Raw genomic sequence first — 17,552 nt, forward strand, 5'->3', positions numbered from 1 at the left:
CCACTTTCGGTGTTCGATTCTCACCTTCGTCCGACTCCACTATAATCATCTCGAATGGATGAGCTGCGTTACTACAGTTTCAGCCACTACCTGCGTCGCAGGTTTGGCTGTCGGGTGCAGAAGGTGACGCTTCACGCGGGTTTCACGTGCCCCAACCGGGACGGCCGGGTGGGCCATGGCGGATGCGTGTTCTGCAACAACGCCGGCTTCAGTCCCAACCTGCGCGTCGGCTCGGCCGAGGTCCGCGAGCAACTGGCCCGGGGGATCGAGAGCAACCGCGGACGCAGGATCGGCAAGTTCATCGCCTACTTTCAGGCTTACACCAACACCTACGCTCCGGTCGAGGAGTTGAGGGTTCTCTACGACGAGGTCTGGAAGCACCCCGAGGTTGCGGGGCTGGCCATCGGCACGCGGCCGGACTGTGTGGATGACCGGATCCTTGATCTGATCGTCGGCTATCTGTCGCGCGGGATGGTCTGGATCGAGTATGGGCTGCAAAGCGCCCACGACAAGACACTCGAGCTGGTCAACCGCGGCCACGACTACGCTTGTTTCGAGAAGGCGGTGTTGGTGACATCGGGGCGGGGGATCGAGGTTTGTGCTCACACCATACTTGGCTTGCCCGGTGAGGATCGCGAGATGATGCTCGAGACTCACCGCCGATTGGCTCGCCTGCCGATCAGAGGGATCAAGATCCACCTGTTGCACATCATGAAGAACACGGTCATGGCTCGCCAGTACGCTCGGGGCGGAATCCGGCTGTTAGCTCGCGGTGAATACGTCTCGCTGGTTTGCGACATGCTTGAGCAACTACCCCCGACGGTCGCCATCCAGCGGATGCACGCCGATGCTCCGCGTGACGTCCTGGTCGCCCCCGACTGGTGCCTGGACAAGGCCGGTATTCTGGAGGACATTCGCCGCGAGCTGTTGCGGCGCGACAGCTGGCAGGGCAAGGCCCTGGGGTTCTCGATAGCGGACATTCCCACCGTTCCGCCCAGCTCGCTGGCTCGACCGACCGGCGTAGCTTCATGAGCGTATGACTTGCGCCCCCGGCTTTCCGGTTGAGGGGTTCCTGGCGCGGCGTTGGCTGTCTACCGCCGAGGGGATTCGCGCTCTCGCCGGGCCGTGCGGGGGCTTGCCGGTGAAGTCTGCCGGGCGTATCGTAGCCGGCGCTGTTGCCGAGGAACGCTGATTTAAGGAGGACTGAGCATGACGCGCGTTGGTCTCATCGGTGCCGGGTTCATTGGGCGAAACCACTTCAACCAGTACGAGAGGCTTGGGGGGCGAGCGAAGGTCGTGGCCCTGTGCGACAAGGAGGCTGATCGCCGGTCTGGTGACTGGTCCAAGGTCGGCGGCAACATTGCCGATGCCCAGGGTACGCGACGTGACCTGGGCGACATTCGCCAGTATGCGGAGTGGAAGAAGCTGCTCAAGGATTCGGAGGTGGACATGGTCGACATTTGCGTGCCGACCTATCTGCATGCTCAGATCGCCATGGCTGCCCTCAAGGCCGGCAAGCACGTTCTGTCCGAGAAGCCGATGGCCCTGAACGTGCGCGACTGCAACAAGATGCTGGCGGTGGCGGCCGAGTCACCGGGCAAGTTCATGATCGCCCAGTGTATTCGCTTCTGGCCGGAGTGTGTCTGGCTCAAGGAGGCCGTCGATGACAAGCGATTCGGCGAGTTGAAGGCCCTGCACCTCCGCCGCCAGGCGAGTACCCCGACGTACTCGGAGGGCAACTGGATTCAGAACCCGGAGTTGTCCGGTGGGGCGATTCTCGACCTGCACGTGCATGACGTAGACTACGCCCTGTTCATGCTGGGCAAGCCCGAGTGGGTGTGTGCCCAGGCGTATTGGCGGGCCGGTGGCGGCCACGATCGCGTTCATGCGCTGTGGCACTATCGTCCCGACCTGGTCGTTCAGCTCGAAGGGTTCTGGGACATGTTCCCGGCCTACTCGTTCAACATGGGCTTCACCGCCCGGTTCGAGAATGCGGCGGTGGTCTTTGATTTGGTCGGCGGCAAGCCGCTGACGGTTCAGAAACCGGACGGCTCGATCGAGACGCCGCCGATGCGTCCCGACGACGGCTACTTTAACGAGATCTGCTATTTCCTGGATTGCATCGAGAGGAACGAGACGCCCAAGGTGAGCACGCCTGCCGAAAGCCGTGATGCGGTTGCCATTGCGTTGGCGGAAGTCAAGAGCGCGCTGACCGGCAAGGTGGTGGCGATCAAGTAGGGCGGGCTGTACCTGCCTACCCCGGCTTGGAGAGGACGTTTTGGTTCGGCAGGGAAATGCTGCCGCAATGGACGGCTTCGACCGGGCCGAGGATCTTGCCGGCGGCTTGCTCAATACTGATGTTGGCGCCGGTGGTGGCCTCGAGCCGGCCGACGTCGCCCAGGAACCGGCCGACGAACATCGACCCGCTGCTCGCCCAGATGGTATAGCCGAAGGTGCCGCGGAGTTCGATGTCGTTGCAGGTGAAGGTGCTCGCCTTTTGCAGGGCGATGGCCATTTCGTTCTCGCCCTGGATGGTGACGCGGGCGTCCTCGCCGAGGATGTGGCCATCGTGTTCGAGGCCGACGGGCGTGTTCCGTTTCACCCTGGCCTGGAGCACGACTTGCGTGCCGTGCAGGTCGATTCTCCCGCTGTTGTTGACCGCCAGGGTGTTGGATTGTTCGCCCCAACTGGTGATGCAAGCAGTCTTACAGCCCAGACCGATCACGCCGTAGTAGCTCGCCGACAGGCTCCCGTTGCCGATGTCCAGGGAGGCGTTTTCGCGTTCTCTGAACTCGACCAGGCCATGATCGGTGGCGACGATTCCGGAGAAGGTCTCCTGGCCGCCGCGGTCATGAAGATGCTCGTTGAGTCGGATGTCGCCGAAGAGGGACACCTTGCCTCCTCGTGTGGCATAGATGGCTGCGTCGGACTGGCTTCGGGTGCGGAAGGTGATGTTCTTCAGGGTGACATGCGCCGGTCCGGTGACCTCGACGCCGCGTCGCTGGCGGGTGGAGCCGGTGCCGACTTGCACATTCTCCAGTCTCCAGTCGCCTTCGCAGGCGTAGACCATGGCCGAGCCGCCTTCCCAGGCCAGCGTGGTCGCATTCCCCTTGTCGTCACGGCCGCCGGCCAGCAGGACGCACACTCCTGGTCGCATCCGGCGCATCAGCTCGAGCCGATCGGCGGCCATACCGATGCCGCCGGTGTTGCGATGCGTGCCGGGGGCGAGCTTGATGGTTACGGTTCGCGTCAGTGGGTCGGGCAGCAGAGCGACGGCCGCCGAAATCGACTTGAGGGGGTGCCCTTGGGAGCCCGCGTTCCCGTCGTTACCCAGGGCAGGGTCGACGTGGATGGTCTCCGGTATCGACAGGCCAGGTGGGGTGGTGGCACTCCGTGCCCGGGTTCCGGGGGTCTGTGCCTTGGCGGCGATCAGGATAGCTGCGGACGCGGCCGCGAAGAGAATGATTCGGTCTGTTGACATGGCTTGGTTTCCTCATGTACCTGGTGGTGATTGGCCGGCGGCTTCCTCTCGGGGCCTGGACCCGGTTCTCACCGTCGTTGACTATGAGAACGTGTCTTCCAAGGTAGTCCGGTTCCAGGCTGGAAGCCAGGGACGTGGTCGTCGTGTCGAGTCTCTCGTGACGAGCCTATCATGGGTCGGGCCACGGAGCGGTAACGAGTCGGTAACCACTATCGTGTCAGCCCTCGCCCCGAGTCCGTTGGTCGAGTGCCGTCGTCTCCTCGATGTCGAGAAGGATCACCGGGCAGTCAACCGAGACCGTGTATGCGACTATACTGCGCCGGCGTGCCCAGGAGTAACCCGTCCATGAAGCAGGCATCCTCTCATCGTCCGATCCTCATTTCGGCGCTTCTGGTTGCGTCCTGCAGTCCTGTCGTGCTGGCCCAGCTCGAAGCCATGTCCAACGGCAATCTGCGCGGGATACGGATCGACGGGGAACTGATGGCTTTCACTGCCGGCATTCGGGTGACCGCTGCTGGGGGCTCGAAAGGTGGACCGACGGGTGTGGGGAGAAGTGGCGGCGGCCGGTACTCGCGTCAGGGTATGGACTTGGTGGTGACGGGCGACCTTTCCTCCCCTCCCGGTGGGCCGGGGCGCAGGGGACGCCGGGGGACTGCAAGCTACCGGACGGTCTACAGGCAGACGGCTGCAGATGCCATCCATGTGGACATCCAGATGGATGCCATCGCTGAGACGCCGATGGGCGGGGTGAGCTTCGTGGTCACTCTTCCGGGTGTCGACTACGCCGGCAGTTCGGCGTATCTGATCGAGCCTGTGGACACTCAGATTGCCCTGGCCGCGACCCGTCCTTCTGTTCCGAACCTGTACCTTCGGGCTTCGGCCAAGGGTGTTCGCGTTGGCTGTCCGCGTCGGCAGTTCGAGATCGCTTTTGATGCTCCGCGGGAGGTGATCATTCAGGACGATCGGACCCGCGGTAACGGCGACATTGAACTCGCGTTTCCTCTGAGTAAGGGCAGTCTGGCCGCCGATCAGCACATTCGCTCGGGCTTCTCCATCAAAGCCACTGGCGAGGTCGACAGGTCGGCGGTGGCGCTCGCGATGGACGCCTCGCGGCCAGGCTGTGCCTATGACGGGATCGGCGGCAATTTCCGGATTCAGAGCTGGGCTGACGCGGCGCACATTGAGTACAACCTGGATCATCTGCGTGTCGCCTGGGGTCGCGTGGCCATGCCGCTGGACCGATGGCAGCCCGACGAGGATGCGGATCCGGTGGCGGCGGCCGCGGCGGGGCAGCTGGACGGCGCCGTTCGGCAGGCGATGGAAATGGCGGGAGCACTGGCCAAGCGCAGAATCCCCACGATTGCCAGCGTTTGGTCGGCCCCTCGCTGGGCGTTGGGCAGCGACGACGGGAAGGGCGGACAGAAGCGGCTCAATCCTGAGAAGTGGGACAGGGTTTGCGCGGCGATTGGCGGTTACCTGGAGTACTTGGGGCAGCACTATGGGGCCGAGCCGGTGCTCTTCTCGTTCAATGAGTCCGACATGGGTATCGACGTGCTTCAGAGCCCCCAGGAGCATGCGGAGGCCATCAAGCGGCTGGGGGGCCATTTCGCCTCGCGCCGGCTGGCGACGAGAATGATCCTGGGGGATACCGGCAATCCCACTGCCACCCACTTCATCGAGCCGGCTATGGCGGATCCGGAGGTGGTCAAGTCTATCGGCGCCGTCTCGTTCCATTCCTGGTGGGGCGGCACTACTGAGCAGTACACTCGATTCAGCGAAGCCGCCCGCCGGTTGCAGGTACCCCTGATCGTTGGTGAAGGTGGCGTCGATCCCTTCGCTTACCGGGTTCGAGACGTGTTGATCGAATCCTGGTATGCCCTCGAGGAGATCAGCCAGTACGTGGAGATTTGCCGTGTGGCTCAGCCGCGGTCGATTCTGCATTGGCAGCTCACGGCGGACTACTCCGTTCTGACCGGTGGCCTTGATGGCCGCCCGCTCGAGCCTACGCAGCGATTCTGGCAGCTCAAGCAACTGGGCATGACCTCCGTGGGTGCGGCGTCAGTGCCGATGACCTGCGACAGGCCTGGTGTGGTCTCCTGCGCCTTTGTTGATCGCGGATCGTACGTGGTCCATCTGGTCAACAAGGGAGCGGCTCGAAAGGCCGGGATATCCGGTTTTCCGAGGGGAATGGGGGCGGTGCGAGTCTATGTGACCGATGGTCGGCGTGGCATGCAGGAAAGCGGCCGCGTGCCGGTCGTCGACGGCAAGGTGGAGCTATCGCTCGACAGGATGAGTCTGACGAGTGTTGTGGCGAAACCCGACGGGGAGGAAGGGGCCTTGCCAAGCGGCGGCGGCGGATCCGGGTGAAGGAGATGTCCACGTGAGGTTCGGCAGTTATCGTGGTAACCGGTAGGAGAATGACCTATATGGTGTTCAGAATCAGGGTGGGTTGAGAGGTGGTTCATGCCGGTCAGGAACGATGCTGGCCGTGCTCGTGGATGGGGACGGGCGTCGTGCCGTTTGGGGCATGCCTGGTACTCTCAGTACTGGAGATCAACAACGAAGTCCTGGCCCGCGAGCCGGACGGTCTGGACTGTCTCTGGCCATGGAGCCGGGGATCGCGCCGATGACGGAACACGATCGGTAGTTACCCGATTTTGCTTGACAACGCATCGAGACTGAGGTAGGTTGGACTTGTACAGCCCGGACCTCTCACGTCGAGTCCGTGAGCGTACTCGGAGGGCGACCCCGCGGTGGGGGCAACCAGCCGTACCAGAGTGGTCAAACAGTAAGTTCATCTGTTAGAGGAGAAAGATGCCATGTGTGTGCGTACTGCCAAATGGATGACCGTCGTGACGTTGGCCTTGAGTCTGGCCGCCCCGGTCGCGTTCGGTCAGATGATCAGCAGCGTGGTTGAGACCGGGGGTGACAACGAGCCCACGGACACGATCGCGGCGAAGTGGACGGGCCAGACGTTTGCCATCACGGTGGCCAATGAGCCCTTCCCGGGCGCGGTTGTTGGCGAGAATTTCACTGTGCCGGCCTTCGGCAGCCTTGCGCCCACGTTTGTGGACCGGGCGCACCGTTACTCCGATGATCTCGCCAACGGCCTGCCGGTCCCGGCGTATCTGGTCGGTGGCGAGTACATCATGTCCGGCAACGACAACCGCGACAACGCCCCGTACAACTTGGCGGTCACGGTTGGCCAGCCGGTGACGGTGTACATGCTCATCGACAACCGGTTGTCGGACGGGGACAATCTCACTCCGCCGACCTTCGACTCGACTCACATGCAGTGGATTCTGGACGAGGGCTGGCTGGCCACTGCGAACGGGATGAACCGCTTCAAGAACACCGCTGTTCCCGACGAAGTCGCCATTGACGAGAGCTCTGACGGCACCATCAACCAGTGGTATTCGGTTTACCGCAAAGACTTCGCGGCTGGTACGCTCAACCTGCTGCAGGCCGACAACGGCGGCCGGAACATGTACGGTGCGGTGATCACGCCGGAGCCCTCCTCGGTTGGCCTTCTGGCGATTTTTGCCGTGTTGGGTCTGGTTCGCCGTCGCACGCGGTAGTTGCAGCGATCCGAAGACCGAGTAGGTGGAGTAGTCATTGTTCACCCGGCGTGCTCGCCCGCGCCGGGTGAACTTGTTTATGAGGCCGACCGGCCGATGGGGTCGTGGATGGATCGATCGAGGAGGGCAGGCGGCCGCGTTGGCGTTCAAGCTCTTGGCGGTTTTCTGAGGCGTTAGTGTCCCGGCTCGGCGGGTCCACGCCAGACGCTTCCGCCGAAGGTTGCGAGGTAGATTGTTGTTGGGTCCGATGGATCGAACGTGACCCGCTGGATGTTGCGGAACGGCAGATCGTCGAACGGGAGCCACGTTTTCCCGTCGTCGCGGCTGAGCCACAGGCCGGGGCCCGGGGCTCCTTCACACAAGGTCATGTAGATCCACCCCTGGTGGTGTGGACTCAGGGCGGCGCCGAAGTGCTCTGGTCCCTTGCGGGCGAGGAGGCTCCATGACCGGCCTCCGTTGCGGGTTCTGTACAGGCCTGCCTGCTCGTGCGGCCGGGCGTTAGCCGCGGCCAGGTAGACGACCCTGCTGTCGGCCGGGTCGACCGCGAAGTCCTTGGGCCACAACAGCGGCTGGGACTCGTTCAACAGCCGCCAGGTCGAGCCGCCGTCGCTCGAGGCGAACAGGCCTGCCCCGTCGGCCAGCCAGCCGTTCCCTTGGCGCATGGCGGTCACCAAGGCGAGCAGGGTGCCGTCGCGATGCAGTTGCACACGGCAGACTCGCCGGTTGTCCTTGGAGCCCACCTGCCCGGCGCGGCTCCACGACTGACCGTCGTCGGTGGACTTGTAGACGCCGTGGCCGAAAACGCCGGCGTAGAGAGTTCGATTGCCCTTGGGGCTGTTTGGGTCGAGGACGATGGCGGTGCAGGGGGCTTCCGGAAGCCCTTTGCTGACGGTGGTCCAGTGTTCTCCGTGGTCCACGCTGAGGCAGACGCCGCCTGGCCCCTTGGAGTTGTGTCGGCCGCTGATGATGTTGTCGTTGGGGATGTCGTGGACGTTCGAGAAGGCTCCCCAGACCTTTCCGCGCATCTCCGGGTCGAAGGCCAGCTCGTAGCAGGTGTTGCGCCAGGGTGCCTTCTCGCCTTCCGCCCACCAGCGCCATGTACGGCCGGCGTCCATCGAACGGGCGAAGCCGATGTCGGTGTAACAGATGTAGCGGCGGGCAGGTTCGAACGGGTCGAGGTAGTAGTGCCACGTGGTCGTCACCACGAGGCCGGTGCACTCGAAGAAGCCGGCCTGCTTCGCCTGCCGGGTGTGGCCGTTGTACCATTGCCTGCCGCCGTTCGTGGTGATGATGCAATTGCCCGAGTCGGTCTGGATGAGGATATCCGGGTCGGTTGCGCAGATGGCGACGTTTTCCGGTATGGACTGGTAGTATTGGCGGTCGCCGACGGTGGTGTAGTCGGGCTCGACGTTGTAGCCTGGGAATCGCGGATCGGGGAAGAAGGTTGGCCGGAAGGTGTTGCCCCCGTCGTCGGAGCGATAGACGGCTGTTTGGTGGGGTGGAATGACGCCGGTATTGGCGTTGAGGGCATAGACGGTGAGTGGTCGGACACTGGTGGTGAGCACGCGGTAGTATTGAGCCACGGGATGGTGGGCCCACTGGTCGGCCGGCTTGACGTCCTTGTTGAGTCCAAGCCCGGGCACGCTTTCCCATGTGTCGCCGATGTTTGTGGAGCGATACACGCCGCCGGCGAATTGTCCTCCTTCGTTCTTGCTGGGGATGGCGCAGTAGAGCATTCCTGCCTTTCCCTCGCGGTCGAATCCACCGGTGAATCCGCGGACGTTCTTCCAGGGCAGGCCGGTGCTTTTCTCTGTCCATGTTCTGCCGTCGTCGTCGGATCGCCAGATACCTGCGTTGGTGGCGGCCAGGATCGCCCCGCGGTCGCCTGATCCCGCCTGGCGGAAGCAGAAGCCGACGGCTTCGCCCTTCGGGCCGTCGCATCGCACCCAGTTTGTGCCGCCGTCATGTGATTGCCAGACCTCCTGGTTCACGCCGGTGAGCATGGATTGGGGTCGGTGGGGGTTGATGGCGATCTCGCCGACGAGATCGCCGCGCAGGTTTCCGATGGCCTTCCAGGTCTCGCCGCCGTCGCGGCTGACTGCGAGCCGGCCGGACCATCCGTTAGCCGCGAAGATGGTATCTACCTCTTGAGGATGAAAGGCGGGGCGGCAGCGGATGTTGCTGAGCAGCTGGCCTTCGTGGATCATGCGCCACGTTCGTCCCGCGTCGCGGGAGACATAGGCCGCGCTCATGTCGCAATTGACCATCATGCGCCGGGGATCCACCGGGCTGATCGCCGGTGTGAACATCGCTCCGCCGCCGGCCAGCCCCTCGGGCTGCCAGGTGATTGGCTCGGCGGCGGTCGCGATGGAGGCTTCGACGGTGAGCACGACGAGAAGGCGGGTCAGAGCGACTCTCATAGGATTCTCCTCTGTCTGTGAAAGTCCGTTCTCGTTTTCGCAGCCAGACTCGGGTATGTGGGAAGGGTCGGTTCCGGGCCCGATCTGGTCGCGCTTTCGTGCTGTGGACCGTGACAGCCGGCATGGGAGGCGATTCTCCGATCGTCGTGAGAGGACGTCGGTGGTCGTGGGGCAGCCGATGGCGGAAGCCTCGTCCATGGTTGGAATGTGTTCCGGTTCGGTCCTGGCGCTCCCGCGACCGTCGGTTGTGGCGGCCGTGGCTCGGACGGGGTGAAGTGTCGTGCCGGCCGGGGGCAACGGATTGTCAGAAGGAGTCGATCTCGATGGTGCCGACGTCGGATCGGACATCGACGGTCGCTCCGCCGCCGTTGAGCTTGCCCCCCACGTAGCCCGAGTTCCTGGCGATCTCCGAGGTGGCGTCGAAGTCCTGCTCGTGGAAGTGTACGAAACCCACCTGAGTCAAGGCCATGAGGTCGGCCTGAACGTCCTTGGGAAGCTGCAAGCTGATGTTACCGGCATCCACGCGGACCTGGGCTTCATCGGTGGCGGCCAGGGAGACGATCTGCAGGCTGACCGAGCCTGCTCCGACGGTCACGTTGGCGCTTCCGCGATGGGCCTCGATGGTGACCGATCCGGCCTGAGCGCTGGCGGTGACGTCGGCCTGGGCCCGGATGGAGCGAATGGAGCCGGCCGAGGCGGTGAGCGTGCTGGCGGTGTCCAGTTCGATAGCTCGGATCGGCCCGGCGAGTTGGGTCACGTTGACCGCATGGGCCGGCGGCAAGGTGATCTGAAGGCGGTACTGGGCGACCTGCGTGTCGCTCAACAGGGCAGTGACGCTGACCTCGTCGTCGTCATTGAAGGTGAATTGGATCTGGCTGGTGTCACTGGTCGCTGCTGGTGGAGAGACGGCCTTGATGAGCAGGGTATTGTCGGGTGCGGCGGCGGGTGTGACCGTGACTTCCATCTGGGCGAGCAGTGCCTCAGCGGCCTCGGTGGTGGACGCGATGGCCGTCTTGGTGATCCTGATCGTTGCCTCGGTGGCGGTGGGATCCACGGTAACGCGCGTGCTGCCATTGTCGTTCTCGATTTTGACGATCGCCCCGGCGGGCACGGCGGCGGTCTGGGTTTCCGTGGATTCCTTCTTTGCCGGGGGGATGAAGGTGACGTTGCAGGTGAACGTACCGCCCATCAGAAGGGCACTGACCGCACCGAGCACACTGAGCTTGAGCAGGAGCCACCGTGTCATGTTAGATCCTCTCTTTGCATGGTTGATCGGACTCGAATCGGGTGGCCGAACGGCCCCTTTGCTGGGCGCGATCGGCCTAACCGCGCATAGCATCTCTTCTGGGTTGACCGCTTCCTGCATTATCATAGTCTCCAGGTGTCTGGCGGCCACGTACGGGAGTATCGGGAGTCGGAGCGCATGTCCTGGAGGCGATTTGGTGGCGGATGCCTGACGGGTCAGGGCGTCAGATCGGCGGTCATGTTCACTTGCTCGTCGAACACGGGTTCAACCCGGCCGAGCACCTCGATGCCTGGCTGGCTTTTCAGCTCTTCGAGGACAGCCGGCGAGGCCAGAAACTGGTCGATGCGTAATGTATTGTGGATACGAATGATACGAGCCGTGTTGGCGTCCTGCGGGGACGTTGCCTGGAGGGCGAAGTCGAGTGCTTGGCGATCGGTTTCCGCCACCATGGGCACCGTGGCTCGTTCGAGACAGGCGCTGGTTAAGGCATTCTCATAGGTGGCACGGAAATCGGGTTTGCTGCACAGTCGGCGGGTGGTGATCTCTGCGAGGCCGATGCCGACCGCGTTGCCGTAGGATGCGGCCGTCAGATTGCGAACGATGATGATGCGGATAGTGGGGGTCGGGGGCTTTGGCTGTCCGCGGATTCCCAGCTGGCCGATCACGTGGGTGTCCGTCCCCCGGGCCGCTGATGCTGTTGCCGATTTTGTCCACGATGAGGATATTGAGATCGTTCACCGGCAGGGCGGGGGCATTAGCGCGGGCGATCTCCGGCAGGGGGGCTCCTACCCGGGGACATCTCGGGTGGGGCTGGGGCACATCTCGGGTGGGGATGGTCTTGATCCGCATGGTTTCGTTGCGGGCGTTTTCCACGACGGCCAGAACGAGGCGCATGTTGCCGTGTTTGAGGATCTGGCGGGCGATCCGGGGCGTGGTATCACGGAGTCCCAGTACGCCGAGCTGGTGAATCACGAGAGCCTGAGCGCGTGTGCCCAGGCAATGGCGAGTATCCTCATGATGCCGCTTTCGTAGCGTCCGAGGAACGAGGTGTGCGGTTTGAGGCGGTTGATGAGGGTCAGTTCTGCGCGCACGGCGCCGCTGACGTTGGTGAGGTGTTCAGCCGGGATTTGCCTGTGCACCCGGGAGAGTTGCGCGTCCTGTTCTCATGGCGGCAGTCCAGCCGGTGAGGTCATCCGAGGGCTAGGTGCGCCGGTACCACCTATTGGAAGCTGGAGAGCGGATTACATCGGTTGGGGCGGGCCATGCGGAAGGTGACGAGCGGGCGCCGGTTACGACGCCTGGGCCAGCGGCTTGGTGTTTCGCGGAATGGGCGTTGCCTTGTCCTTGGCGGCTTCCGGCGCCGACCCCTCGTCCATTCGGTCCTCGTGGCTAAACTCGTATTCCTCCATGCCCTCGTTCAGCCAGCGGAGGATATCGTCTTCGGTGGGGTGGGGGTTGTACTCAGAAACCCGGAACACGCTTCTACACTTGGAGCAGGTGGCCCGATGTCCGACAGCCGTTGCGGGTACCGTGTACGTGCCCCGGCAGGTGGGGCACCGCGTCGTGATGGTGGTTCTGTTAAGCATGGCTCCGCTCCAGGCATTCATGGCTTCCTTCCGGATCCGCCTGGCTTCGTGCCTCTACTTGTTACTACGCCCCCCGATTGGCATAGTTCCATGTGTGTCAGTCGGACAGAAACGGGTTGAACTTAACTTCTCTTTCGATGGTGGTCACCGGTCCGTGGCCGGAGTACACCTGGGTTGCCGGAGGGAGGGTCAGAAGATGGCGGTGAATGTTGGAGATCAGCCGGGCGTGTTGGGAACCGGGGAAGTCCGTACGGCCGATGCTTCCGGCAAACAGGGCATCTCCGGTAAACACCACGCCTGCGTCGCGGCAGTATAGGGAACGTCCCCCAGGCGAGTGGCCGGAGGTGTCCAGCACCGTCCATTGCAGTGTTCCCAGCGTCAGATACAGGTTCGGCTCGAGGTGTTCGGTGACCGGAGTCTGAATCTGCAGATGGATGCCGAACGGGTCTGACAGGTTGAGCGTCGCGTCGGTGAGCATGGGCTCGTCGTCGGCGGCGATCATGAGTTTCGCGGCGGGATGGCGGCGTGCTACGGTATCGACGCCGGCGATGTGGTCTCCGTGGCCGTGGGTGAGGAGCATACGTTCCAGCTGGATGTTCTGGGTCTCGAGGTAGGTGAGGATCCGTGCCGCCTGATCGCCCAGGCCGGGGTCGATGACCCAGCCGATGCGCTGGTTATCGGATCCTGGCGTGCTGAGGACATAGGCGTTCTCGCCGAACATGGTGTCGATGAACGCTTTGATGTCGAGGTCCGCTTGGGACATGTCGCCCTCCTTGCCCGGGTCGCGGGGTTGGACACAGGGTTGCCTGGTCGCGTATCTATAGGGAAAGCGGGCCTGTTCCGCAAGAGGTCGGATGCCTGGCTTGCAGGGATTAGCCGCGACGATGGGACATGAGCAACTGCTGCTGTTGACGATCGGCCTGGTGGCGGGTGTGGTCGGCGGACTGCTGGGCGTGGGCGGGAGCATCATCATGATTCCGGCCATGACGCTGTTGCTGGGGCCGAGTCAGCACCTGTACCAGGGCGCCGCCATGATGGTGAATTTCTTCGTGGTCCTGCCGGCCTTCTACCATCATCGGAAGATCAAGGCCGTGTTGGAGCCGATCGTCAAGCCGATGGTGCCTTTTGCGGCGATTGGTGTTGTGATTGGCGTCTGGCTGAGCTGTGGCGAGTGGTTTCGCGGAGATCGCCAGATCTACCTGACGAAGGTGTTCGGCTGCTTTTTGGTTTACGAGGTTGGCTACAACCTGTACCGCCTGCTGAGCAACCGGCGACTGCCTGAGATGGACGAGGCTGCGGCGAAGGGGCTTCCGGCGTGGAAGGTGGCCTTGGCGGTCGGATTGCCGACCGGCCTGGTCGGTGGGCTGTTGGGCGTGGGTGGAGGCGTGGTTGCGGTTCCGCTGCAGCAGCTCATCCTCCGGGTGCCGTTGAACCGGGCGATCGCCAATTCCGCCGCGACCATCATTCCGCTCAGCGTGATTGGTGCCACTTTCAAGAACCTGGAGAACGCCGCGGCGGGAGTGCCGTTCAGGAGTGCGTTGCATCTGGCTTTGCTGTTGGCGCCGACGGCCATCCTGGGCGGTTATCTGGGGGCTCGCCTGACCCACGTGGTCCCGCGTCGTGCCCTGCGGATCGCCTTCATTGTCTTCATGTCGTATGCGGCCGTCATGCTGATCCGCAAGTGATCGCATGTTCAGGGCTGGAACAGGTTTTGGGGGATGGGTCTGCCGACGGTGCCCTCCTGGCCCAGTTTGGCGTTGACCAGGCGATGGTAGTCGCTTCGTGCGGCGTCCCAGAAAGGCCGCACCGGCTCGCCGGCCAATCGGAGGGCGGCGGTGGCGCTGCGTGCCGCGAAGGCGGCGTCGGCGGCGGCGTCGTCGACGCACACGGAGGCGGCGCTGGCGGCGGCCGCCGCTGCGGCCCGAGCGGCCTCCATCGCGGCGCGTGAGTCGCTGGTCTTTTCCTGGGCGCAGGCGGCCTGCAGGGAAGCCGCCCGCAAGGCACGAATGCGCGACAAGGCTCGTGAGACCGAGCCGCCGGTAGCGCCGTCGGCCGACTCCTGGAGGGTGGCCTCGGCCATGGTCAGGGCGCTTTCGATTCGCGGATCGCGGTTCAGATCCTGAACCCGGCGGGCGCATCGGCAGGCCCAGCAGACAATCGCCCGCTGGGGGAGGAGCATGAGCTGTTTGCGGATGGCGGCCACATCGACGCGGACACCGTGTTCCGGTCCCTCTTCCGGCTCGGCCGGGGGTTCGATCGTTGGCTCGGCGAGCAGGGCTTCGCCCAGCTCTCCCGCGTTAGCGAAGCGGGCCTTAGGGTTTTTGGCCAAGCTCTTGAGCACGACGCCGGCCAAGTCGCGCGAGACGTCGGTTCGCCAGGTTCGCGGGTCGGGTGCCGGTTCGCTGATGTGCTTGAGCATGATGGCGAACGGGCTTGCCTCCTCGACCTCGAACGGCAGCCGGTTGGTCAGCAGTTCAAAGAGGGTAGCTCCGAGGGAGTAGACGTCGCTGGCCGCGGTGACCCGCTTGCCTTCGCACTGTTCGGGGCTCATGTATCCGGGTGTGCCGATCTGCTGGCCGACGCCGGTTAACCAAGTCGTGCCTTCGGTGACCATGATGGTGCCGAAATCGGCGACCTTGATGCGTCCGTTGGCGTCGAGCAGGAGGTTGGAGGGTTTGATGTCGCGGTGAACGATTCCCAGCTTGTGGGCGGCGTGGACGCCTGCGGTCGCCTGGACGATCAGGGAGATGGCCTCCTGGACGGGCAGGTAGTGCCGCTGGGTGCGGGCGGCCAAGAGGCGATCCTGCAGACTCCCGCCGGGCAGCAGCTCCATGACGATGGCTCGGACTTGCCCTTGGACGGGAAAATCGAGGATGTGTACGACGTTCTCATGTTGAATCTGGGCCATACCGCGGGCCTCGCGCTCGAAACGGCCGGCCAAGGCCCGATCAGCGGCATACTGTGGTTTGAGGATCTTGAGGGCCACCCGCCGATCGCTGGCGGCGTCCAGTCCCTCGTAGACCCGGGCCATGCCCCCCTCGCCGAGGAGTCGGCTGACCACGTAGGGTCCCACGGTCTGACCGATGAGCTCGTCGCCCGTGCCGTTTGACCCGGTGGTCACGGTTCGCCGATGGAGAACCACGCGGAGATCATCGAGGAGCGGATCCTCGCTAGCGCCGCCGGGTGTCTGAAGGGATGTGGGCTCGTCGGACATAGGCGCAACTCGCTACACGGCTTAATATTACGTCCGGGCGACCCAGTGAGCAAGGCATGTTTCGGACGGCTCACCGGGCGTGGCAGGAGTGGTCCGCGACTGGTGGTCCGGGGCTATCGCAGGTTCGTCCGACGGAGTAAACTCTGGCGTTTGCATTGGCCGCCGGCTGGTGCGAAGGCCAAGTGGGGCGGCGCTTGCGGAAAGGGGCTTGAAAGGCCATGGCAGACGTCATTCGGATTGGCATGATTGGCTGTGATACTTCGCACTGCGGGGTCTTCGCCGGCCTGTTTGGCGATGAGAAGGCCCCGGAGGATCTCCGTGGGCTTCGAGTGGTGGCCGCTTATCCCTCGTTCAGTCCCGATTTGAAGTCCAGCGTTGGGCGGGTGGAGGGATACAAGAAACAGCTGGCCGAGAAGCACGGTGTCAAGATGGTCAGCTCGATCAAGGACCTGGTGGGGCAGGTTGACGGAGTGATGATCGAGAGTGTGGACGGTCGCCGGCATCTGAAGGAGCTGGAGCCCGTGGCGGCCGCCGGCAAGCCGTGTTTCATCGACAAGCCGTTCGTGGCCAGCCTGGCGGATGCCAAGGAGGCCGTGCGGATCATCAAGGCTGCGAACCTTCCCTGTTGGAGCGGCTCGTCGCTGCGGTTTGACAGCGCGGTCGTCGGTTTCCTAGAGGAGCAAGCCAAGAAGCGCGAGAAGGCCGCGAGCCAGCCGAGCGGAAAAGACGTTCGGAAGGGCGAGGTGCTGGGTTGTGACGCCTACAGTCCGGCCGAGCAGGAGCCGACCAATCCCGGCTTTTTCTGGTACGGGATTCACGGGGTGGAGATTCTGTATGCGTTCATGGGCCGGGGTTGCCGCAAGGTTCAGTGCTCGACCACGCCGGACGCGGATCTGGCGGTCGGGGTTTGGGAGGATGGTCGGATTGGTTCGATGCGTGGGATTCGGCATGGGCCGTACAGCCTTGGGGCGACGGTGCTGCATTCGGAGGGGTTCACATGTCTGCCCTCGAAGGGTGACTACTACAAGGGGCTTGGTCGGCAGCTGGTGAAGTTCTTCAAGACGCGGCGAGCCCCGGTGCCGATCGAGGAGACGTTAGAGATCTGTGCGTTCATCGATGCCGCGTTGCGGTCCGGCCAGCAAGGCGGCTGCGACGTGGAAATCGATCTATAGACGAAGGGTCAGCACGTGGGCATTCTTGACATACCGGGCACGCTGTTTCGCAAGGTCATCGGTTCGCGCAACGACCGGCTTCTGAAGAAGTTCCGATCCGTTGCAGACGGCGCCGAGGTCTTTGAAGACCAGATGCGGCAGCTGACTGACGCACAGCTCCGGGCGTGCACCGACACACTCAAGGGGCGTTTCGCCGCCGGTGAATCGCCGGTGGCGATCCTGCCCGAGGCGTTTGCCGTGCTCCGCGAGGCCTCCGACCGGGCCCAGAAGCACCGCCATTTCCACTGCCAGCTCATTGGCGGGCAGGTGTTGTACAGTGGCAGCGTGGCTGAGATGAGGACTGGCGAAGGCAAGACGATCGTCTGCCACTTGGCCGCCTATCTGCGGTTTCTGCAGAACAAGAAGGTTCACATCGTCACGGTGAACGACTACCTCGTCCGTCGTGACGCCGAGTTTGCCAAGCCGATTTTCGCGATGTTGGGAGCGACGGTGGGGTACATTCAGGCCCAGGTTGACCCTGGCGGGCACGAAGGCATTCGGCAGCAGGAATACGGCTGCGATATCACTTATGGGACCAACAGTGAGTTCGGCTTCGATTATCTTCGGGACAACATGAAGACGCAGTACGAGGCCCAGGTTCAGGGTCGGCTGGACTACGTCATCATCGACGAAGTGGACTCGATTCTGATCGACGAGGCCCGCACGCCGCTGATCATCAGCGGTCCAGCTCACGACGACGTCGGCCGCTACAAGTGGGCTGACAGTCTGGCTCGTTCGCTGGTCCGCCAGCAGCAGACGCTCAACACCGAGACCGCTGCGCGCATCAGGTCCTGGGGCGACAAGCCTCCCGAGGAA

14 protein-coding genes and 1 pseudogene are annotated in these 17,552 nt (G+C 63.6%); 8 read left to right on the plus strand and 7 right to left on the minus strand.

Going from position 1 to position 17,552, the window contains the following annotated elements; all coding sequences use genetic code 11:
• Positions 1-54: 54 nt before the first annotated feature.
• Both KA354_15020 and KA354_15025 read left to right on the plus strand, forming a co-directional pair.
• Positions 55-1,032 carry a TIGR01212 family radical SAM protein gene (locus KA354_15020; GenBank protein ID MBP7935956.1) on the plus strand — a complete coding sequence of 326 codons (978 nt, stop codon included), beginning with the start codon at positions 55-57 and terminating at the stop codon, positions 1,030-1,032.
• 177 nt (positions 1,033-1,209) lie between these two features.
• Complete coding sequence (locus KA354_15025; GenBank protein MBP7935957.1) at positions 1,210-2,238, plus strand: Gfo/Idh/MocA family oxidoreductase; 1,029 nt, start codon at positions 1,210-1,212, stop codon at positions 2,236-2,238.
• Positions 2,239-2,254: 16 nt separating this feature from the next.
• Here the strand turns inward: KA354_15025 and KA354_15030 are convergent, their stop codons facing one another.
• Positions 2,255-3,481: a hypothetical protein gene (locus KA354_15030; GenBank protein MBP7935958.1), complete on the minus strand. Its 1,227-nt coding sequence runs from the start codon at positions 3,479-3,481 to the stop codon at positions 2,255-2,257.
• Between the two features lie 345 nt (positions 3,482-3,826).
• Here KA354_15030 and KA354_15035 point away from each other — a divergent pair, with 345 nt between their 5' ends.
• Both KA354_15035 and KA354_15040 read left to right on the plus strand, forming a co-directional pair.
• The gene (locus tag KA354_15035; protein MBP7935959.1) at positions 3,827-5,848 is read left to right on the plus strand and encodes a hypothetical protein; all 2,022 of its coding nucleotides are present in this window, start codon (positions 3,827-3,829) and stop codon (positions 5,846-5,848) included.
• Positions 5,849-6,300: 452 nt separating this feature from the next.
• A complete protein-coding gene (locus KA354_15040; GenBank protein MBP7935960.1) occupies positions 6,301-7,059 on the plus strand; it encodes a PEP-CTERM sorting domain-containing protein in 759 nt (252 codons plus the stop codon).
• Positions 7,060-7,232: 173 nt separating this feature from the next.
• Here the strand turns inward: KA354_15040 and KA354_15045 are convergent, their stop codons facing one another.
• The 3 genes from KA354_15045 to KA354_15055 form a co-directional block, all read right to left on the minus strand.
• A complete protein-coding gene (locus KA354_15045; GenBank protein MBP7935961.1) occupies positions 7,233-9,479 on the minus strand; it encodes a hypothetical protein in 2,247 nt (748 codons plus the stop codon).
• Positions 9,480-9,783: 304 nt separating this feature from the next.
• Positions 9,784-10,725, minus strand: coding sequence for a hypothetical protein (locus KA354_15050; protein MBP7935962.1), 942 nt, complete (start codon positions 10,723-10,725; stop codon positions 9,784-9,786).
• A gap of 215 nt (positions 10,726-10,940) precedes the next feature.
• Complete coding sequence (locus KA354_15055; protein MBP7935963.1) at positions 10,941-11,390, minus strand: hypothetical protein; 450 nt, start codon at positions 11,388-11,390, stop codon at positions 10,941-10,943.
• Between the two features lie 4 nt (positions 11,391-11,394).
• On the opposite strand from KA354_15055, the gene KA354_15060 reads away from it, so the two are divergent.
• Positions 11,395-11,757: a hypothetical protein gene (locus KA354_15060; GenBank protein ID MBP7935964.1), complete on the plus strand. Its 363-nt coding sequence runs from the start codon at positions 11,395-11,397 to the stop codon at positions 11,755-11,757.
• 257 nt (positions 11,758-12,014) lie between these two features.
• Here the strand turns inward: KA354_15060 and KA354_15065 are convergent, their stop codons facing one another.
• Positions 12,015-12,311 (minus strand): hypothetical protein, encoded by a 297-nt coding sequence (locus tag KA354_15065; protein ID MBP7935965.1) that lies wholly within the window; start codon positions 12,309-12,311, stop codon positions 12,015-12,017.
• Between the two features lie 97 nt (positions 12,312-12,408).
• A complete protein-coding gene (locus KA354_15070) occupies positions 12,409-13,074 on the minus strand; it encodes an MBL fold metallo-hydrolase (GenBank protein ID MBP7935966.1) in 666 nt (221 codons plus the stop codon).
• 121 nt (positions 13,075-13,195) lie between these two features.
• Here KA354_15070 and KA354_15075 point away from each other — a divergent pair, with 121 nt between their 5' ends.
• A complete protein-coding gene (locus tag KA354_15075) occupies positions 13,196-13,996 on the plus strand; it encodes a sulfite exporter TauE/SafE family protein (protein MBP7935967.1) in 801 nt (266 codons plus the stop codon).
• Between the two features lie 8 nt (positions 13,997-14,004).
• Here KA354_15075 and KA354_15080 read toward each other — a convergent pair whose 3' ends face one another.
• Positions 14,005-15,525 carry a serine/threonine protein kinase gene (locus tag KA354_15080; protein ID MBP7935968.1) on the minus strand — a complete coding sequence of 507 codons (1,521 nt, stop codon included), beginning with the start codon at positions 15,523-15,525 and terminating at the stop codon, positions 14,005-14,007.
• Between the two features lie 218 nt (positions 15,526-15,743).
• Between KA354_15080 and KA354_15085 the strand changes: the two genes are divergently transcribed.
• The gene (locus KA354_15085) at positions 15,744-16,697 is read left to right on the plus strand and encodes a gfo/Idh/MocA family oxidoreductase (GenBank protein MBP7935969.1); all 954 of its coding nucleotides are present in this window, start codon (positions 15,744-15,746) and stop codon (positions 16,695-16,697) included.
• 15 nt (positions 16,698-16,712) lie between these two features.
• Positions 16,713-17,486 (plus strand): annotated as a pseudogene (locus KA354_15090) (preprotein translocase subunit SecA).
• The last annotated feature ends 66 nt before the right edge of the window (positions 17,487-17,552 follow it).

Source organism: Phycisphaerae bacterium, assembly GCA_018003015.1.
Lineage (GTDB): Bacteria > Planctomycetota > Phycisphaerae > UBA1845 > PWPN01 > JAGNEZ01.

What these genes read in the sequence shown, in the direction of transcription:
- KA354_15020 (MBP7935956.1), top strand. Translation starts at nt 55, where the DNA reads ATGGATGAGCTGCGTTACTACAGTTTCAGCCACTACCTGCGTCGCAGG.
- KA354_15025 (MBP7935957.1), top strand. Translation starts at nt 1,210, where the DNA reads ATGACGCGCGTTGGTCTCATCGGTGCCGGGTTCATTGGGCGAAACCAC.
- KA354_15030 (MBP7935958.1), bottom strand. Translation starts at nt 3,481, where the DNA reads ATGTCAACAGACCGAATCATTCTCTTCGCGGCCGCGTCCGCAGCTATC.
- KA354_15035 (MBP7935959.1), top strand. Translation starts at nt 3,827, where the DNA reads ATGAAGCAGGCATCCTCTCATCGTCCGATCCTCATTTCGGCGCTTCTG.
- KA354_15040 (MBP7935960.1), top strand. Translation starts at nt 6,301, where the DNA reads ATGTGTGTGCGTACTGCCAAATGGATGACCGTCGTGACGTTGGCCTTG.
- KA354_15045 (MBP7935961.1), bottom strand. Translation starts at nt 9,479, where the DNA reads ATGAGAGTCGCTCTGACCCGCCTTCTCGTCGTGCTCACCGTCGAAGCC.
- KA354_15050 (MBP7935962.1), bottom strand. Translation starts at nt 10,725, where the DNA reads ATGACACGGTGGCTCCTGCTCAAGCTCAGTGTGCTCGGTGCGGTCAGT.
- KA354_15065 (MBP7935965.1), bottom strand. Translation starts at nt 12,311, where the DNA reads ATGCTTAACAGAACCACCATCACGACGCGGTGCCCCACCTGCCGGGGC.
- KA354_15070 (MBP7935966.1), bottom strand. Translation starts at nt 13,074, where the DNA reads ATGTCCCAAGCGGACCTCGACATCAAAGCGTTCATCGACACCATGTTC.
- KA354_15075 (MBP7935967.1), top strand. Translation starts at nt 13,196, where the DNA reads ATGGGACATGAGCAACTGCTGCTGTTGACGATCGGCCTGGTGGCGGGT.
- KA354_15080 (MBP7935968.1), bottom strand. Translation starts at nt 15,525, where the DNA reads ATGTCCGACGAGCCCACATCCCTTCAGACACCCGGCGGCGCTAGCGAG.
- KA354_15085 (MBP7935969.1), top strand. Translation starts at nt 15,744, where the DNA reads ATGGCAGACGTCATTCGGATTGGCATGATTGGCTGTGATACTTCGCAC.